12 protein-coding genes are annotated in these 17,210 nt (G+C 56.5%); 6 read left to right on the top strand and 6 right to left on the bottom strand.

Going from position 1 to position 17,210, the window contains the following annotated elements; genetic code table 11:
- Positions 1-28 precede the first annotated feature (28 nt).
- Positions 29-436, top strand: a complete 408-nt coding sequence (locus EM595_RS01180; protein ID WP_067427042.1) for a hypothetical protein — start codon at positions 29-31, stop codon at positions 434-436.
- On the opposite strand, the gene EM595_RS01185 is transcribed toward EM595_RS01180, so the two are convergent.
- Together EM595_RS01185 and uxuA are read right to left on the bottom strand one after the other, a co-directional pair.
- Positions 433-1,974 carry an EAL domain-containing protein gene (locus EM595_RS01185; RefSeq protein WP_067427045.1) on the bottom strand — a complete coding sequence of 514 codons (1,542 nt, stop codon included), beginning with the start codon at positions 1,972-1,974 and terminating at the stop codon, positions 433-435. The two genes, EM595_RS01180 and EM595_RS01185, sit on opposite strands and share 4 nt — an antisense overlap.
- 353 nt (positions 1,975-2,327) lie before the next feature.
- Complete coding sequence (gene uxuA, locus EM595_RS01190; protein WP_067427048.1) at positions 2,328-3,512, bottom strand: mannonate dehydratase; 1,185 nt, start codon at positions 3,510-3,512, stop codon at positions 2,328-2,330.
- Positions 3,513-3,695: 183 nt separating this feature from the next.
- Here uxuA and EM595_RS01195 point away from each other — a divergent pair, with 183 nt between their 5' ends.
- Positions 3,696-4,382, top strand: a complete 687-nt coding sequence (locus EM595_RS01195) for a FadR/GntR family transcriptional regulator (RefSeq protein ID WP_067427051.1) — start codon at positions 3,696-3,698, stop codon at positions 4,380-4,382.
- On the opposite strand, the gene EM595_RS01200 is transcribed toward EM595_RS01195, so the two are convergent.
- Positions 4,368-5,426, bottom strand: a complete 1,059-nt coding sequence (locus EM595_RS01200; protein WP_067427054.1) for an AI-2E family transporter — start codon at positions 5,424-5,426, stop codon at positions 4,368-4,370. The genes EM595_RS01195 and EM595_RS01200 overlap by 15 nt on opposite strands.
- A gap of 220 nt (positions 5,427-5,646) precedes the next feature.
- Here EM595_RS01200 and EM595_RS01205 point away from each other — a divergent pair, with 220 nt between their 5' ends.
- Positions 5,647-6,846 carry an MFS transporter gene (locus EM595_RS01205; protein ID WP_067427057.1) on the top strand — a complete coding sequence of 400 codons (1,200 nt, stop codon included), beginning with the start codon at positions 5,647-5,649 and terminating at the stop codon, positions 6,844-6,846.
- Between the two features lie 52 nt (positions 6,847-6,898).
- On the opposite strand, the gene EM595_RS01210 is transcribed toward EM595_RS01205, so the two are convergent.
- Entirely contained in the window at positions 6,899-7,714 is an 816-nt protein-coding gene (locus EM595_RS01210; RefSeq protein ID WP_067427060.1) for a TIM barrel protein, read from the bottom strand.
- Between the two features lie 329 nt (positions 7,715-8,043).
- On the opposite strand from EM595_RS01210, the gene EM595_RS01215 reads away from it, so the two are divergent.
- Positions 8,044-9,549: a CoA-acylating methylmalonate-semialdehyde dehydrogenase gene (locus EM595_RS01215; protein WP_067427063.1), complete on the top strand. Its 1,506-nt coding sequence runs from the start codon at positions 8,044-8,046 to the stop codon at positions 9,547-9,549.
- A 60-nt stretch (positions 9,550-9,609) separates the two neighbouring features.
- Positions 9,610-10,425 carry a 5-deoxy-glucuronate isomerase gene (gene iolB / locus EM595_RS01220; protein WP_067427066.1) on the top strand — a complete coding sequence of 272 codons (816 nt, stop codon included), beginning with the start codon at positions 9,610-9,612 and terminating at the stop codon, positions 10,423-10,425.
- 73 nt (positions 10,426-10,498) lie between these two features.
- Here the strand turns inward: iolB and EM595_RS01225 are convergent, their stop codons facing one another.
- The gene (locus EM595_RS01225; RefSeq protein ID WP_067427069.1) at positions 10,499-11,338 is read right to left on the bottom strand and encodes a MurR/RpiR family transcriptional regulator; all 840 of its coding nucleotides are present in this window, start codon (positions 11,336-11,338) and stop codon (positions 10,499-10,501) included.
- A 1,444-nt stretch (positions 11,339-12,782) separates the two neighbouring features.
- Complete coding sequence (locus EM595_RS01230) at positions 12,783-14,702, bottom strand: bifunctional 5-dehydro-2-deoxygluconokinase/5-dehydro-2-deoxyphosphogluconate aldolase (protein WP_067427072.1); 1,920 nt, start codon at positions 14,700-14,702, stop codon at positions 12,783-12,785.
- A 520-nt stretch (positions 14,703-15,222) separates the two neighbouring features.
- On the opposite strand from EM595_RS01230, the gene iolD reads away from it, so the two are divergent.
- Positions 15,223-17,163, top strand: coding sequence for a 3D-(3,5/4)-trihydroxycyclohexane-1,2-dione acylhydrolase (decyclizing) (gene iolD / locus EM595_RS01235; protein WP_067427075.1), 1,941 nt, complete (start codon positions 15,223-15,225; stop codon positions 17,161-17,163).
- Positions 17,164-17,210 lie beyond the last annotated feature (47 nt).

Raw genomic sequence — 17,210 nt, forward strand, 5'->3', positions numbered from 1 at the left:
GCGTCGTTTTTCAGGGGAAGGGGTAAAGATGAATAATAAAAAATGTCTGCCGTTCAACAACCCGTGGCTGTTGATGGTGGAAAGCACAGAAAAAAATCGGGTAACTGACGAGGCTAAGACCCAGGCCGTGGGTGCGATCTCTGGCTGGTTGAAACCGATGCTATTGCCCATAACGTTGCCGATGGGGCGTAAACTGGCTGCCAGTAAGCCAGCGCCAGCCACGCTGCCGACGGCGAGCGTGCCGATGACAAAGAAAACGTTGCCGACGCCGGAAACGCTGCAGCACTATCAGCAGCTGGCGGAAGAGGTAAACGCCACGCTGGCACGGGTCAATGTGCGTACGCAGCGCAACGGTGTGCCGCTCATGACGCCTGATGCCAGCGGCGATACGGTCAGCATCGCCTTGCGCGCGGCGTTGAAACGACAACGCCGCTAAGGCGTGGGATGCTGCAGGGGACGAGCGCCGTCGGTGGTTAACCAGGTGCGTAACGCGTCTGAGGGCATCGGGCGCGCGTAATACCAGCCCTGAATAAAGCCGACGCCGCGCTGGCTCAAATAGCGATACTGCATCTCTGTTTCCACGCCTTCGCCAAGAATGTTCAGCGCCAGCTTGTGGCTCAGCGAGATAATGGCATCCAGCACCGGCGTTTCGCCTTCAATCGACTCAATGGGATTAATAAATCCGCGATCGATTTTGAGATAGTCGAGCTCAAAGGTTTGCAGATAGGAGAGTGAGCAGTTACCGGTGCCAAAATCGTCAATAGCGACTTTGATACCGCACTGCCGCAGCCAGGCGAGTTTTTTCGCCACGGCTTCACCCTCTTTGATCAGACTACGCTCGGTGAGCTCCAGCGTGATCTGAAACTGCTTATGCGCGACCTGGCGGGCAAAGCGCTCAATATCCGGCACGAAATCAGCGTGCTGCAAATGCTCCGCGGCCACGTTGAGCGCCAGATGAAAACCGGGCGTCACCGGCCAGCTTTCAACGTCGCGTGCCAGCAGGCTAAGCAGATGGCGCGTCAGCGGAATAATCATGTTCTCCTCTTCCGCCGCGGCGATAAAAATATCGGGCCGTTCCCATTCACCGTCACGCCGCTGCCAGCGCATCAGCGCTTCCACACCGCTACAGCATCCGCTGCTCACCTGACAAACCGGCTGGTAGGCAACGCTAAATTCATCGCGCTGCATCGCCTTTTTAATTCTGTCGCGCCAGGTCACGCGGCGTTTTATCCAGTTGGCGGTGATGACCATAAACAGCAGCGACAGAATGGCGATCATCGGCAGGAAGATCAGAAAAATATCGCGCCAGGTGCGCAGCGCTTCGCTGGCGGGCGTAATCACCGTAACGTCAAAAGGATAACGCGCAGAGGCGGCGTGCCAGATAACCGGATCAATTGGCAGCAACGGTGCGTGCTGAGCCTGTCCGGTCACGAAGGTGTAGCCGCCGTTGAAGCTGATTTTTAGCTGATAATGGCGCGCTTCGCTGACCGCGCGCATAAAGTCGAGCAGGTATTGTCCTTCAACAATGGCGTAAACGCCGAAGTCTCCGGGATTCATCCACACAAAGGCGATAGCCGGGCGTTCAGGCACGGCGGCGGTACCCGCGATGGAAATGCCCCAGTTGCCAGTGGATTGCGGCAACGCATGCTGAATCATCACGTTAAGTTCACCCGGATCGTGACCGTAGGCCGATGAGCAGCTGACGTGTGCGCCATTTAATACGCCGAGCGCACGAAAATAGGGATAACGCGAGGCCAGCCGCTGCAAAGGGCGTTCAAGTGACAAACAGGTTTGGCCTTTGAAATCGCGCAGTGTGCGGGTGATTTGCATGGCGCTGTCGCTGAGCGTTTCGGTTTGGGTAATCAGCGCATTGGCGGTGACCGTTTGTTGATTGCGCAGGCTGTGGCGCGCTTCAACTGCGGTAAATAACATACCAAGAATGATTGGCACTAAACCTGCGCCGAGAATTAACATCCACCGCTGATGGCGTTGCAGAAAAAGTGACGACGGCAAGATAATCCCCTGAAGATGGCGCAGCAACGTATAAACAGCGATATGGCACGGCCTGCGTGCGTCTGGCGCCGGGTAGCCGTCGAAACGATAACGGCGTCGATCGGTTATCGGCGCGCGGCGACAGATATTGACTACTGATTAACGCGCGGTGAAGGTGATCGACATTCTCGCTGCGCCAAACGCGTGCAGAGTAGCATAAAGCAGAAGTAAATTTGGTGACAGATCCGGGCCAGCGGATCGTTGTGTCGTTCATGCGGCGGGTAAACGGCAAACGCGATGATGGCGGGCAGCACGTTGGCTGCCCGCCCGGCAAGTTACTCGCTGAAAAACAGCTGCTTCAGGGCCACTTCCACGCCGCGCACTTCCGCCAGGCCTTTCAGGCGACCAATGGCGGAATAGCCAGGATTGGTTTTCTTGTGCAGGTCGTCCAGCATCTGATGGCCATGATCGGGCCGCATCGGAATGGCCCGCGGGTTGCCCTGCTGCCGACGCCGCTGCTCCTCAGCCAAAATCACGCGTACCACGCCAACCATATCAACATCGCCCGCCAGATGGGCCGCTTCATGGAAACTCGCCGGGTTTTCTTCGCGCAGGGTTGCACGCAGATGAGCGAAGTGAATGCGGTCAGCATAGGTTTGCGCCATGCTGACCAGGTCGTTATCCGCGCGCACGCCGTACGAGCCGGTGCAGAAGGTAAAGCCATTGTGCACGCTGTCGACGGTCTCTTTCAGCCACTGCATATCCTCGGCGGTGGAAACAATGCGCGGCAGGCCGAGAATAGGTCGCGGTGGATCGTCCGGATGCACCGCCAGCACAATGCCCGCCTCTTCAGCCACCGGCACAATTGCCCGCAGAAAGGTCGCCATGTGCTCGCGCAGCTGGGCTTTGTCGATGCCGTCATACTGCGCCAGCTGCACCAGAAACTGTTCCAGCGTGTAGCCCTCTTCGGCACCGGGCAAGCCGGCAATAATATTGCGCGTCAGCGTGGCCTTTGCCTCATCGCTCATGGCGGCAAAGTAATCCGCTGCCGCCTGCTGTTCTGCGGTGCTGTAGTCACCACTGGCGCCGGGGCGCTGTAAAATATGCAGTTCAAATGCTGCAAAGGCGACGGCATCGAAGCGCAGCGCTTTGGCACCATCGGGCAGCGTCCACGCCAGATCGGTGCGCGTCCAGTCGAGCACCGGCATAAAGTTGTAGCAGACGGTATCAATGCCGCAGGCACCGAGGTTGCGCAGCGACTGTTGATAGTTGGCAATGTAGCGCTGATAGTCGCCGCGCTGGGTTTTAATCGACTCATGCACCGGAATGCTTTCCACCACCGACCAGACCAGGCCTTTCTCCGCCAGCAGCGCCTGGCGCGCTTTGATCTCCTCAACCGGCCAGACCTCACCGTTAGGAATATGATGTAACGCGGTCACGATGCCGGTTGCGCCTGCCTGGCGCGCATCATCAAGGGAAACCGGATCGTTTGGGCCATACCAACGCCATGTGTGTTCCATTGCTGCTCCTTTGTGTAATAATTAGCCTTCTGGTCAGGCCGCTGGACCAATGCTATGCCAGAAACGTCGTCGCCCGCCGTGAAGCAGATCGCAATGTTGTGATCGCGGTAACGGTTCTCAGGAAAAGTGATTCTGAAGCGGCTATCGTAAGCGCGTCACAGGATGCAGCAGCATGGAGCAACAATGTCTTTATCTCAGGTGAAAGTTGAACGGCTCTATCGGCAGATCTCCAATCAGCTGATCGACGCTATCCGTCGCGGTGATTTTACGCCGGGCGGCGCCTTGCCCGCCGAACGTGAACTGGCTAAGCAGCTGGGCGTCAGCCGCTCGTCGATTCGCGAGGCGCTGATCGCGCTGGAGGTCACCGGCTGGGTAGAAATCCGCACCGGCAACGGCGTGTTTGTCGCTAACCCTCTGCCGCAGGATATCATTACCTCCGGCGATGATGAGTTCAGCCTGCACGATCTGCTGAAAGCGCGGCAGGCATTTGAGGGCATGACCGCTGAACTGGCGGCGCGGCACGGCAATCCGCAACAGCGCGCGGCGCTACTGGCGTTAACCGAAAGCTTGCTGCAATTGCAGCACAATGACGCGCAGTTTTTACAGCAGGATAAGGCGTTTCATCTGCTGATCAGCGCGATGAGCGGCAACGATCTGCTGCGCGATATGATGGAGTATTTGTGGAATAAGCGGCACAGCGCGCGGTTTATCCGACTGGAGCAGCACTATGCCGACGCCGATTTTGCTCGCGAGATGAATCAGGATCATCAGCGTATTGCGCAGGCGATTGTTGATGGTGATGCGCTCCAGGCCCGGGCGAGCATGGAGCAGCATCTTCAGCACGTATGCGATCGGCTATTTGCGCTTTAACAAGGTTTTCGGCGCGGGCCTGCCGTTGCCGAGCATGATCGCCAGTCGGCTGCCGCCCGGTGTGGTTTCCATCAGGATTTTGCAGACGCTGGTCAGCGGCACGGAGAGCAGCATGCCCACCGGACCAAGCAGCCAGCCCCAAAATATCAGTGACAGAAACACCACCAGTGTCGACAGCCCCAGCCCGCGTCCCATGATGCGCGGCTCAAGAATATTGCCGAATATCATATGAATGGCGCTGAACAGCGCGGCGACCAGCGCGGCATCGTAAACGTTGTTGAGCACCAGCGCCTGAATCACCGGCGGAATACCGGCGATAATCGGACCGATGTTAGGGATAAAGTTCAGGATAAAGGCGACCACGCCCCAAAACAGCGCAAATTTCACGTCCAGCAGCATCAACGACAGCCAGACCGCCACGCCGGTAATCAGGCTGATGACCGTTTTCAGCGCCAGGTAGTGCGTCACACCTTTCAACGCCTTATGTAGCCCGGCAATACGAATCTTCGGGTTAACCAGCGCGTTACGCAGTTTGTAAGGCAGATGGCGCACCTCAAACAGCATAAACACCACGGTGAGAATCAGCAGCAACACGTTGGTCATGGCACCGGAGAACTGCGCCAGCACCACGGTCGCCATGTTCATAATGGCGTTAGGATCGAGGCGGGAAGCCATTCTCTCGGTAGAGATGTTGATATGGAAATTGGCTGCCAGATGTTGCACCACCACCAGCTTCTGTTCCAGCAGGGTACGAATTTGTGGGTAGATGCTGCTGAATTCATTGACCGAGCTGGCGATCACCGCGACCAGCACCATCATGACCAGGATGATGGCGGTAATCACCAGCGAAATCGCCCAGCTGCGGCGCAGACCCCGGCGCATCAGCATGGTAACCAGCGGATTCAATACAATGGCAAGAAAAGTGGCGAGCAGAAACGGCACGATAATTTCTGAGGCGGCACGAATGCCGGCCAGCACAATGACCAGCATGGCCAGTTTAATTAAGATGTTCTGCCCCATCTTTTCCTGCAACGGTAAGCTCATAGAGGCTCCTGATTAGTAATATATCCGGCTAGTTTACCCTGAACGGCACTAACTTTCTGATTTTAGCGGCACTTTCAGGGTTTTACACCTGCTATCCCTGGCCCGCGTGTTAGCGCGATGCGGGCCGCTGATTATTGGGCGTTTGCCTGATGCGAGCGAACTAAAAACGCGTATTATTAAAAATAAGTCTGCTAACTATTTACTACGGGATACTTGCTTCATGCCTGACCAGCCTGCAAAGGAAACGGCCATCAGCGGGATTCAGCTAAATCTGCGCATTATCTCTACCGTGATTTTCAACTTCTCCAGCTACCTGACGATTGGCCTGCCGCTGGCGGTGTTGCCCGGCTATGTGCATGACGTTATGGGGTTCAGCGCCTTCTGGGCCGGGCTGGTGATCAGTCTGCAATACGTTTCCACGCTGATCAGCCGCCCGCACGCGGGCCGTTATGCCGACCTGTGGGGCCCGAAAAAAGTGGTGATTTTCGGCCTGTTCGGCTGTCTGCTGAGCGGGCTGTTTTATGGCGCTGCGGCGTTGACCAGCGATAACGCCGTGCTGAGCCTGACGCTGCTGTGCGTGGGGCGTTTGATTCTGGGCATCGGCCAGAGCTTTGCCGGCACCGGATCAACGCTGTGGGGCGTGGGTGCGGTGGGCTCGCTGCATATTGGTCGGGTGATTTCATGGAACGGCATTTTTACCTATGGCGCGATGGCTATTGGCGCGCCGCTGGGCGTGGTGCTTTATCGCTATGGCGGGCTGATGCTGCTGGCGGAAACGATTGTCGCCATTATCGTGGTCTCGGTGGCGCTGGCCTGGCCGCGCCCGGCGGTGAAAGGCAGCAAAGGCAAACCGATTCCGTTTCGCGATGTGCTGGGCAAAATATTGCCCTATGGGCTGATTCTGGCGATGGCCTCGGCGGGTTTTGGCGTGATTGCCACCTTTATTACGCTGTTCTATCAGGATAAAGGCTGGGAGGGTGCCGCCTTTGCGCTAACGCTGTTCAGCGCCGCCTTTGTCGGCACGCGGCTGCTGTTTCCCAACGCTATCAACCGGCGTGGCGGATTGTTTGTGGCAATGGTGTGCTGTGCGGTTGAAGCACTGGGGCTGTTTCTGGTGTGGGGCGCGTGGGATCCGCTGATCGCCAAAACCGGCGCGCTGCTGACCGGCGCCGGTTTTTCGCTGGTCTTCCCGGCCATTGGCGTCGAGGCGGTAAAAGTGGTGCCAACCCAGAATCAGGGCAGTGCGCTGGCAACCTATACGGCGTTTATGGATCTGTCGCTGGGCATTACCGGGCCGCTGGCCGGGCTGATCATGAGCGTGGCTGGCGTGCCGGTGGTTTATCTGCTGACGGCGCTACTGGTCTGTCTGGCGTTCTATATGATTCTGCGGCTGAAGCAGCCCAATCGGGCTGCCGCATAAAAAAGGCCTCCAGCGGAGGCCAACATCTCATCGACACAGATAAGAGAAAGGGTTACGCCTGCAGTAGCGCGATGCTCTGCCGGATTTCACGTTCAATATCTGCCGCCTGCCAGCTTTCCATCACCGAGGAGAACGGCTCCATGGCGTACAGGCCGCGATAGCCCATGCGCTCAAGGCGGGCAACCTGCTGCACGCTGTGCAAACGATCCGCTGCGGAGAGCATGATGCGCTCTTCATCGGTCAGCTCCGCCACCGGCCGCGCATCTTCCACGCCAGAGAGATGCACCAGGCCAATGCCATTGATATCAATGCCCTGTTCAAATTCCTCTTCCGCATGTTCATACAGATGATGGTGGAACGTATCGAGCAAAATCTCGAACGGCGCACCGGCCTGTTTAATCAGCGCCTGCGCCTGCACCGCCGAACGTAATGAACTGATCGGGAAGCCCAGCGGCTCCACCAATCCTTTAATGCCATAACGGGCGAACAGCGGGGCCAGTTTTTGCAGGGCGGCAACGGTCTCGTCGGTACTGATTTTCGTACCGTCGTTGAGCGGGCACATTACCAGCGCGCTTACGCCCAGCGCCTGCGCTTCTTTCAGCAAGGCTTCCGCTTTTGCCAGCAGGGCATCATCGGCCTGATTAAAAGGATAAAGCGCATTGATGGTCACAATATTCAGACCATATTTTTTCGCCAGCGCCACGACCTCGGCATGACTGAGATTGTCGGTAACCTTGCCGCTCGGCATGTCGTTACGCAGTTCAACATGCTGCAAGCCAAGCTTTGCCACCAGGGCAAAAAACGCGTCGATAGAGAGCGCGGGCGCAATTTTACGGTTGATACAAATTCGGGTGGGATCGATGGCCATGGAGCCGAACTCCTGCATAAGGTGAATGAGAGAAGAATAGCGCTCATTGAAAACATAAATTTCATTTCAAGTTAAATGTGAAATTAAAATTTTTAGATGTCTCTCGCAAATATTTAGCGCGTCTGTGACGCAGGACGGCTTACGCACGGCTGGTTTGTTGGATGATGCCGGGCAACACAGGGTAAAAATGCGATCCTCTTCGCTAAACACAAAACTTTCATTAACTAATAATTGAAAAATTTATTTCAATATTATAGTTTTTTCGAACGTATTCGATTTGCCTGTTCGGGCAATGGCCAGCAGGACCCTAACTCTACAGAGGCATCAGCATGAATATCACAGGAAACTTCATCGGCGGAAAAATCACGCTGAGCAGCAGCAACGAAACCATTCCGGTTTACGATCCCGCCAGCGGCAAAGTAGTGCGTGAATTGACGCAAAGCACCGCGCAGGAAGTGGCGCAGGCGATTGAAGTCGCGCATAACGCCTTTCCTGAATGGTCGCGAACCTCGCCGCTGCGCCGCGCGCGCATCATGTTTAACTTCAAGGCGCTGATGGAGAAACACCGTGATGAGCTGGCTGAGCTGATTGTCAGTGAGCATGGCAAAGTGTGGTCTGATGCGCTGGGTGAGCTGACGCGCGGCATGGAAGTGGTGGAATTTGCCTGTGGTATTCCGCACCTGCTGAAAGGTGAGTATTCCGCCAGCGTCGGTACCGGCGTGGACAGCTACTCGCTGATGCAGCCGCTGGGCGTGGTGGCGGGCATTACGCCGTTTAACTTCCCGGCGATGGTGCCGTTGTGGATGTTCCCGATTGCGCTGACCTGCGGTAACACCTTTGTGCTCAAGCCGCCTGCGCTGGATCCGTCGGTGGCGGTGCGCATGGCTGAGCTGCTGACCGAAGCGGGCCTGCCTGATGGCGTTTTCAATGTGGTGCACAGCTCCAATGAAGATGCTGAGCAGCTGTACAAAGATCCGCGCGTGCAGGCGGTGAGCTTTGTCGGTTCTTCAGGCGTCGCTGAACACATTTATAAAACGGCCAGCGCCCACGGCAAACGTGTGCAGGCGTTTGGCGCGGCGAAAAATCACGCTATCGTTATGCCCGATGCCGATCTGGACGCCACGGTAAATGCCATCATGGGCGGTGCCTTTGGTTCGGCGGGCGAGCGCTGCATGGCGCTGCCGGTAGTGGTGGCCGTTGGTGACGAGACCGCCGATACGCTGATCGCGCGCCTGACGCCGCTGGTCAAGGCGCTGCGCGTCGGACCCGGCATGCACAAAGGCAGCGACGAGAATGAGATGGGGCCGGTTGTCTCTGCGGCGCATCAGAAAAAAGTGCTGGGCTACATCGACACCGGCGAGCAGGAAGGCGCAACGCTGGTGGTGGATGGCCGCAATTTCCAGGTCGACGGGCACGCTGAAGGCTATTACGTTGGCGGAACGCTGTTCGATAACGTGACGCGCGACATGGTGATCTGGCGCGAAGAGATCTTCGGACCGGTATTGAGCATCATGCGTGCGCCAGATTATCAGAGCGCGCTTGAGCTGGTGAACAGCCATGAGTTTGGCAACGGCAGCGCCATCTTTACCAGCAACGGCCACACCGCACGCGACTTCGTACAGGAAGTGCAGGCGGGCATGGTCGGCGTCAACGTGCCGGTGCCGGTGCCTATGGCCTTCCACAGCTTTGGCGGCTGGAAACGGTCGGTGTTTGGCGCATTGAATGTGCATGGGCCGGACGGCGTGCGCTTCTACACGCGTATGAAAACCGCCACCACGCGCTGGCCGAGCGGTCAGCCGATCGTGTCTGAATTCAGCATGCCAACGCTGAGCTAATTCGTTGCCTGCCGGGCCAGCGTGGCTGGCTCGCGCAGGATATCAAACAGGAGGAGCAGCATGTCGTTACTCTCGAAATGCCAGCAGCCGGATGATTCTGGCCGTATCCAACGGGTCACGCCGGAAAGCGCCGGCTGGGGCCACGTTGGCTTCGAAGCCTATCTGCTGACCAAAGGGCAAACGCTGCGTCTGGAAAGCGGCGATAAAGAGCTTTGCCTGGTGCTGGTGGCGGGGCTCGCCTCGGTGAAAACGCAGCAGGCTGATTTTCCGGGCCTCGGCCAGCGTATGTCGCCGTTTGAGCGCACGCCGCCGTATTCCGTTTACGTGCCGCATCACGACAGTGTGGAGGTGCACGCCGACAGCGATCTGGAGCTGGCCGTATGCAGCGCGCCGGGCAAGGGCAGTCTGCCCGCTCGCCTGATTGCACCGGCGGACGTGGGCGTGGAGCAGCGTGGCAAAGGCAACAACAAGCGTCTGGTGCACAACATTCTGCCGGACAGCGAAGTGGCAGACAGCCTGCTGGTGGTGGAAGTCTATACCGATGAGGGCAATACCAGCTCCTATCCCAGCCACAAGCATGATGAAGAGACGGAAAACGAAACCTATCTGGAAGAGACCTACTATCACCGCTTCGATCCGCCGCAGGGGTTTGCCATGCAGCGCGTCTACACCGACGATCGCTCACTGGATGAGTGCATGGCTGCCTACAATCGCGATGTAGTCACGGTGCCGCGCGGTTACCATCCGGTAGCGACCATTGCGGGTTACGATAATTACTATTTAAACGTGATGGCGGGGCCGGTACGACTGTGGAAGTTTAGCTGGGAGCAGGATCACGCCTGGGTTAACAGCGAGCGCTATCCGCGCGAGAGCTAAGTAATGGTTAATCGATAACAGCAGAATAAAGCGGGCGGCGAAAGCTGCCCTTTTTTATTGCGCGCAACAGGTGTTACGTGGCGGCGTTGGTCAGCGCCAGCGACACCGCCAGCGTCTGCGCCAGGCACAAAGAGGCGACCTGTGAGCGGAAGCCATCAACCTGCGCTTCGCGTACCACAAAGCAGACGTCGCTAAACGCTGCCAGCGGGCTGACCTGGCTGTCGGTAATGGCGATCAGCTGCGCGCCGCGTTTAGCGCCTAACTCCACCAGCTCGACCGCTTCGCGGGCATACGGCGAATAGCTGATAGCAATCACCACATCTTTGGGATTGACCATGCTGAGCTGCTCGGCAAACATGCCGCCCAGGCCATCGATCAGAAAAGCCCGGCGTTCAAGATGGCGCAGCGCATAGGTGAGGTAAGAGGCGACACTGAACGAGCGGCGCAGGCCGATGATATAGATATTTTCCGCACCATCCAGCAGGCTTACCGCTTTATCGAGCTGTTCCGGGCTGGTTTGCATCACCAGTTGCTGCAACGCCTGCGAGTTAACCATGCTGAACACGTTGAGGATTTCGGCCGGGCTTTCCGGCGATACGGCGTTATCTTCTGTGGCGGTCTGCCGGAACAGGCGAGCGCGTTCGGTATAGTTCACCGTCTCTTCCATCAGGTGCTGACGAAAAACCTGTTTCATTTCGTTGAAACCGCTGAAACCAAAGGCATTGGCAAAACGGATCAGCGTGGAAGGCGGCACATCGGCGTGTTGGGCAATCGATGCGACGGTATCAAAAGCAATACTGTTACTGTTATCAAGAATATAGCGAGCCACCTGCTTCAATCGCTTGCTGAGCGTGTCATAGCGGCGGCGAATATCTTCCTGCAACAAAGAGAGTTGTGTTGGGTTTGTTGACATGACTATGCTCGCAAAAAAAGAGAAAAGGAGGGTCAAAAGTTAAGCGTCATTGTACCAGATGAATGGAAAATTTCATTTGAATACTAAAAGCGTGGAGGATATTTCATCGCTTTATGAAATGGTTCACAGAAGGGGGGATGTGCCTGGCGGCAGGCGGCTTTTAAGGTCAGCAACGAGGGTGTTTTGCCCGGAAGCGGGCGGGCTTTGCCTTGCAGGCGGCCTGTTAAGGGCCAGGTCAAAAGCCAGGTCAAAGACTATTTCGTTCTGCCTGAAGGCAGTCCGAGCAGGGCCGGCAGTCGCCCCGGCCCTGCACCCGCGCTATCCGGCAAACACAACCGCCCACTTCGTGGGTGCCCTCAGCAAAAGCGTTTTCCTGACGGACCAGGCGCGATTCGCTCCTGCTCAGCGCACCTTCTCGCCGCATCCCTGCGGCTCATCCTGGAAAACGCTTTTCCCTCGGCGGTTGTGATGCCTCTAAAGGTCAACACCCAGGTCAAAACCGAAAAGATAAAATTCTAAATAAAACTTCAAATTCTGAATAAAACTTCAAATTCTGAATAAAACCTCAAATTCTAAATAAAACCCAAAACCCAAAACCCAAAACCCAAAACCCAAAACCCAAAACCCAAAACCCAAACCCAAAACCCACAACCCACAATTCAAAGTTCAAAGTTCAAAGTTCAAAGTTCAAAGCACACAATTCAAAACTCAAAACTCAAAACTCAAAACTCAAAACTCAAAACTCAAAACTCAAAACTCAAAGCCCAGAACCCAGAACCCAGAACCCAGAACCCAGAACCCAGAACCCGTGATGCTTAATCTGATATCCGCAACTAAAAATTGAAGTGCTTCTGCTTCTGCTTCTGCTTCTGCTTCTGCTTCTGCTTCTGCTTCTGCTTCTGCTTCTGCCTCTGTCTTTGGTTTTAGCTTAGATGTTTGATTTTTGACTTGGTTTTTGACTTGGTTTTTGACTTGGTTTTTGACTTGGTTTTTGACTTGGTTTTTGACGTGGGGGTTGACCTGGGTGTTGACCTTGAGGAGGCATCACCACCGCTGAGGAGGTGAACATTTTAGGATGTCCCGCCATGGATGGCGGGACAAGGGAGCGCTGAGCAGGAGCGAATCGCGAGCGGTCCGTGAAGAAATGTGAACCGACGAAGGTACCCGCCTGCGGCGGGCGGTTGTGTTTGCCGGATAGCCGGGGTGCAGGGGCGGGGCGCATGCTGCCCCTGCTCGGGCGGCCCGAAGGGCAGAACGAAATGGCCGTTGACCTTAAGACATTGACCTTAAGACATTGACCTTAAAGACGTTGACCTTAAGAGCCGCCAGCAAGGCAGAACGAAATGGCCGTTGACCTTAAAGATGTTGACCTTAAAAAGGCCGCCCGCTTCCGGGCACAACTCAACAGCCGTTGACCTTAAAGCCCTGCCTGCTTAAGGCACCCCTAAACCGTTCCCCTTGCTTCCCGCCAGTAACCGATCAGCGTCAGGTAATTCTCTTTCACCTGCTGAATCAGCGCCTCATCGCTGAGCTCACCCTGCAGCCACTGACGTGACGGCTGGCCGAAAATGGTACGACCGACGGCAAAACCTTTCACCCACGGTGCCTGGGCGGCGGCGGCGAAACCCGCTTTGAGCTGGGCTTCTGGCGCATCAAGGCCCAGTAGCAGGATACCGCGGCAGTGCGGATCGTTCTGCTCAATAAGCTGGCTGATTTGCTGCCAACGCGGCGCGGACATCGGTGGCAGCTTCCACCAGTCGGGCTGTACGCCGAGCTGGTAAAAGTGACGGATGATTTCAACATAGTGCGCTTCATCGCGATCGGCGTTATCTTCCGGCAGAATCACTTCCAGCAGCAGTTCATGACCCGATTTATTACAGCCACGCCAGACGTCGAGCACCAGATCGTCCTGCTCCTGACGCATTGCGGCGGCATCCTGTGGATGATAGAACACCAGGCACTTCACCACGTGCTCCTGCGGCCAGTCGATCAGCTGTGAGCCGATATTGCCATGCTCAAGGCGCAGCGGCCGTGAACTGGGTAATTCGATCGGGCGACCAATCCACCACCCTTTGCCGGTGATGGCATTGAGCGCGGGTTGGCCGTAAGTGGTATCCGCCAGAATACCGCTGCGATCGCCGAGACCCGCTTCACTGGCGGCGGCTTCGGCGCCTTTTAACAGCAGCAGTTTCAGCTGCGGAATACGTGTTTCATCCACCCCCGCTTCACGCGCCATGTCCGCCAGCTGTTTGCGATGGTCGAAGGCAAATACGCACAGTTCAGGCCATTGACGCTGGCGAGTGGTCACGCGGTGCAGATGATTGAGCCGTGCATCACGGTCGGGACGCGGTACGTCGCGATCGCGGCTGAGATAATCATCCAGCTCTTCTTTGGTTGGCATAGCCGGTGCGCAGCCGTGCCGCGAGACCACTAATGCGCCGCAGGCGTTGGCATAACGACAGGCCTGCGTCCAGCCTTCATCATTCAACCAACCACGTAGCAGACCAGACATAAAGGCATCGCCAGCACCCAGCACGTTCAGCACCTCAACGCGCACGCCGCTGTGTAGCGTGGTCGCTTCCCAGCTGTCGGGAATTGCCGCTTCAAATACCACGCAGCCAAGCGGGCCGCGTTTACATACCAGCGTGGCGTTGCTCGACTGACGAATGTTTTTAAGCGCGGTGAGCGTGTCGGTGCTGCCGCCCGCGATATGGAACTCCTCTTCGGTGCCGACAATCAGATCGAAGTAGTGCATCACTTCCTGGAGCTGCTGCGTCACCTGTTGCGATTCGATAAAGCGTGTTTCGCCGTCGCCCAACGAGGTTAATCCCCACAGCACCGGACGATAGTCGATATCCAGCGCGGTGCGCAGGCCGTGACGGCGCGCAATATCCAGCGCTTTAACCACCGCCGCGCGGGTGTCCGGATGGGAAAGATGGGTGCCGGTCACGGCCACCGCACGGGCTGAGCGGATATACTCTTCATCGATATCATCCGGCTTCAGCGCCATATCGGCACAGTTATCGCGGTAGAAAATCAGCGGGAAGGTCTCTTCATCTTTGATGCCCAGCATGACCAGCCCGGTGAGCCGCGCCGGATCGGTAATCAGGTATTCGGTATCACAACCGACGCGCTGCAACGATTCGCGCAAAAAGCGGCCATTATGCTCATCGCCAACCCGCGCCAGCATGGCGGATTTCAGACCCTGAATCGCGGTGCCATAGGCCACGTTGCCCGACGAGCCGCCGAGATATTTCGCGAATGTGCTCATATCTTCCAGCCGCGCACCGATTTGCTGACCATAAAGATCAACGGCTATGCGGCCAATACAGATCACATCAAGCCGCTTCTGTTGTGTACTCATACCTGTGATTTCCTTCTGTAATAAGCAGACATCGCCAGCCCGGACATCCAGAGCTGTTGCCTGACTGGCCAGGCGTAATTATGTTCAGGGAGTATGAGGAATAAATATTCCAAAAACAATATGGAATGAAATGTTCACCTCAAAAGTGTGAGTAAGCTAAAACTCTTCACGCAGCAGCAGGTCGTTTGTTACCTGGAACAAAAGGCGGCAGAAGACAACAAATCAGCCAGTTTTGCCGCTAAAGCAGCGGCAAGGCGCGGCATGAGCGGATGAAATGCTTTTCAGCTAATCACAATGATTGAATGGTCTGTTTCATCAGAAGCGTACTGATACCGACGAAGATCACCGTTTCATTTCAATATTTGATCTCACTCGCAAAATGAAATGTTTCTTCTGTAATCGTATTTTATGAAAAAAATATTTGTTTATAATCGCCTCACGTTTCACTTTTAAGCCGTCTCATCAGGCGGCCTGACGCTCACTGCTGGCAGGCGGTGACTTACTCGTAAAGGATAATCCCATGGGCACCATCAGATTAACCACGGCACAGGCGCTGGTGAAATTCCTCGATAACCAATTCATCAACGTTGATGGCGTGGAGAGCAAATTCGTCCACGGCATTTTCGCAATTTTCGGTCATGGCAACGTGCTGGGACTGGGACAGGCGCTGGAACAGGATCGTGGTGAGCTGATGGTTTACCAGGGCCGTAACGAGCAGGGAATGGCTCACGCGGCGATCGGTTTCGCCAAACAGAAATTACGTCGTCAGATTATCGCCTGTTCTTCTTCTGTCGGACCGGGCGCGGCCAACATGATTACCGCGGCGGCCACCGCGACCGCCAACCGCATTCCGCTGCTGCTGCTGCCGGGCGACGTGTTTGCCACCCGCCAGCCCGATCCGGTATTGCAGCAGATTGAGCAGAGCCACGATCTGAGCATCAGCACCAACGACGCCTTTCGTGCGGTCAGCAAATACTGGGATCGCGTCAGCCGTCCGGAGCAGCTGATGACCGCCTGCATTAATGCCATGCGCGTGCTGACCGATCCGGCAGAAACCGGTGCGGTAACGCTCTCCTTGCCGCAGGACGTGCAGGGCGAAGCCTGGGATTATCCAGACTACTTCTTCCAGAAGCGGGTGCACCGTCTGGATCGCCGCCTGCCGGTTGAGGCGCAGCTACAGGATGCGCTGGCGCTGCTGGCGACAAAACGTAAGCCGCTGATTATTTGCGGCGGCGGGGTGAAATACTCCGGTGCGGGCGATGCACTACGCGCCTTTGCCGAACGCCATCAAATACCCTTCGCAGAAACGCAGGCGGGCAAGGGCACGCTGATTTCTGACCATCCGCTTAACGTAGGCGGCGTCGGCGAAACCGGCTGTCTCGCGGCCAACCTGCTGGCCAAAGAGGCCGATCTGGTGATTGGCGTGGGCACGCGCTACACCGATTTCACCACCGCCTCGAAATGGATTTTTCAACATCCGGACGTGAGCTTCCTCAACATCAACGTCAGTAATTTTGACAGCTACAAGCTGGATGGCGTGCAGCTGCTGGCTGATGCGCGGGAAGGACTAAGCGCACTGGATACGCGGCTGGCGGCTCAGGGTTTCAACAGCGGCTGGGGCGCGCAGATTGAGCAGGCGCAGAGCAAGCTGTTGAAGGAGACGCAGCGCGTTTACGCCGCGGTCTACAGCGGCGAAGGCTTTGTGCCGGAAATTGATGATCATCTCGATCGCGAGGCGGTGTGGGCGGAGTTTAATCGCCTGACGAACTCTTTTCTTACGCAAAGCAGCGTCCTCGGCACGCTTAACGAGCAGTTGCCAAAGGACGCGGTCATCGTCGCGGCAGCCGGTAGCCTGCCGGGCGATCTCCAGCGCATGTGGCGTACTCAGGATTACAACGGCTATCACGTGGAATATGGCTATTCCTGTATGGGCTACGAAGTTAACGCCTCGCTGGGCGTCAAGCTGGCAGAGCCACAGCGCGAGGTGTTCACGCTGGTTGGCGATGGCTCCTTCATGATGCTGCACTCCGAGCTGGTGACCTCTATCCAGGAACGGGCAAAAATCAACGTGGTGCTGTTCGACAACATGACCAACGGCTGCATTAACAATTTGCAGATGGAGCACGGCATGGACAGCTTCACCACCGAATTCCGCTTCCGCGACAGCGAAACGCAGGCGCTGAACGGCGGTTTTGTGCCGGTGGATTTTGCCGCTATCGCCGCCGGTTACGGCTGCAAAACCTACCGCGTCAGCACGCTGGAGCAGCTGCAACAGGCGCTGGAAGATGCGCAAAAACAGACGGTTTCCACGTTGATTGACGTCAAGGTGCTGCCGAAAACCATGATTCACAAATATTTCAGCTGGTGGAACGTCGGCGGTGCGCGCGTTTCACAATCTGAACGTGTTGATGCCGTGGCGACCATGCTCGATGAGCACATTGCCCAGGCGCGCAAATACTGATTTTCCCGACAGGGGCTGGCAACGGCCCCGGATAACCCTCTGAACCC

Source organism: Duffyella gerundensis (assembly GCF_001517405.1).
GTDB lineage: Bacteria > Pseudomonadota > Gammaproteobacteria > Enterobacterales > Enterobacteriaceae > Duffyella > Duffyella gerundensis.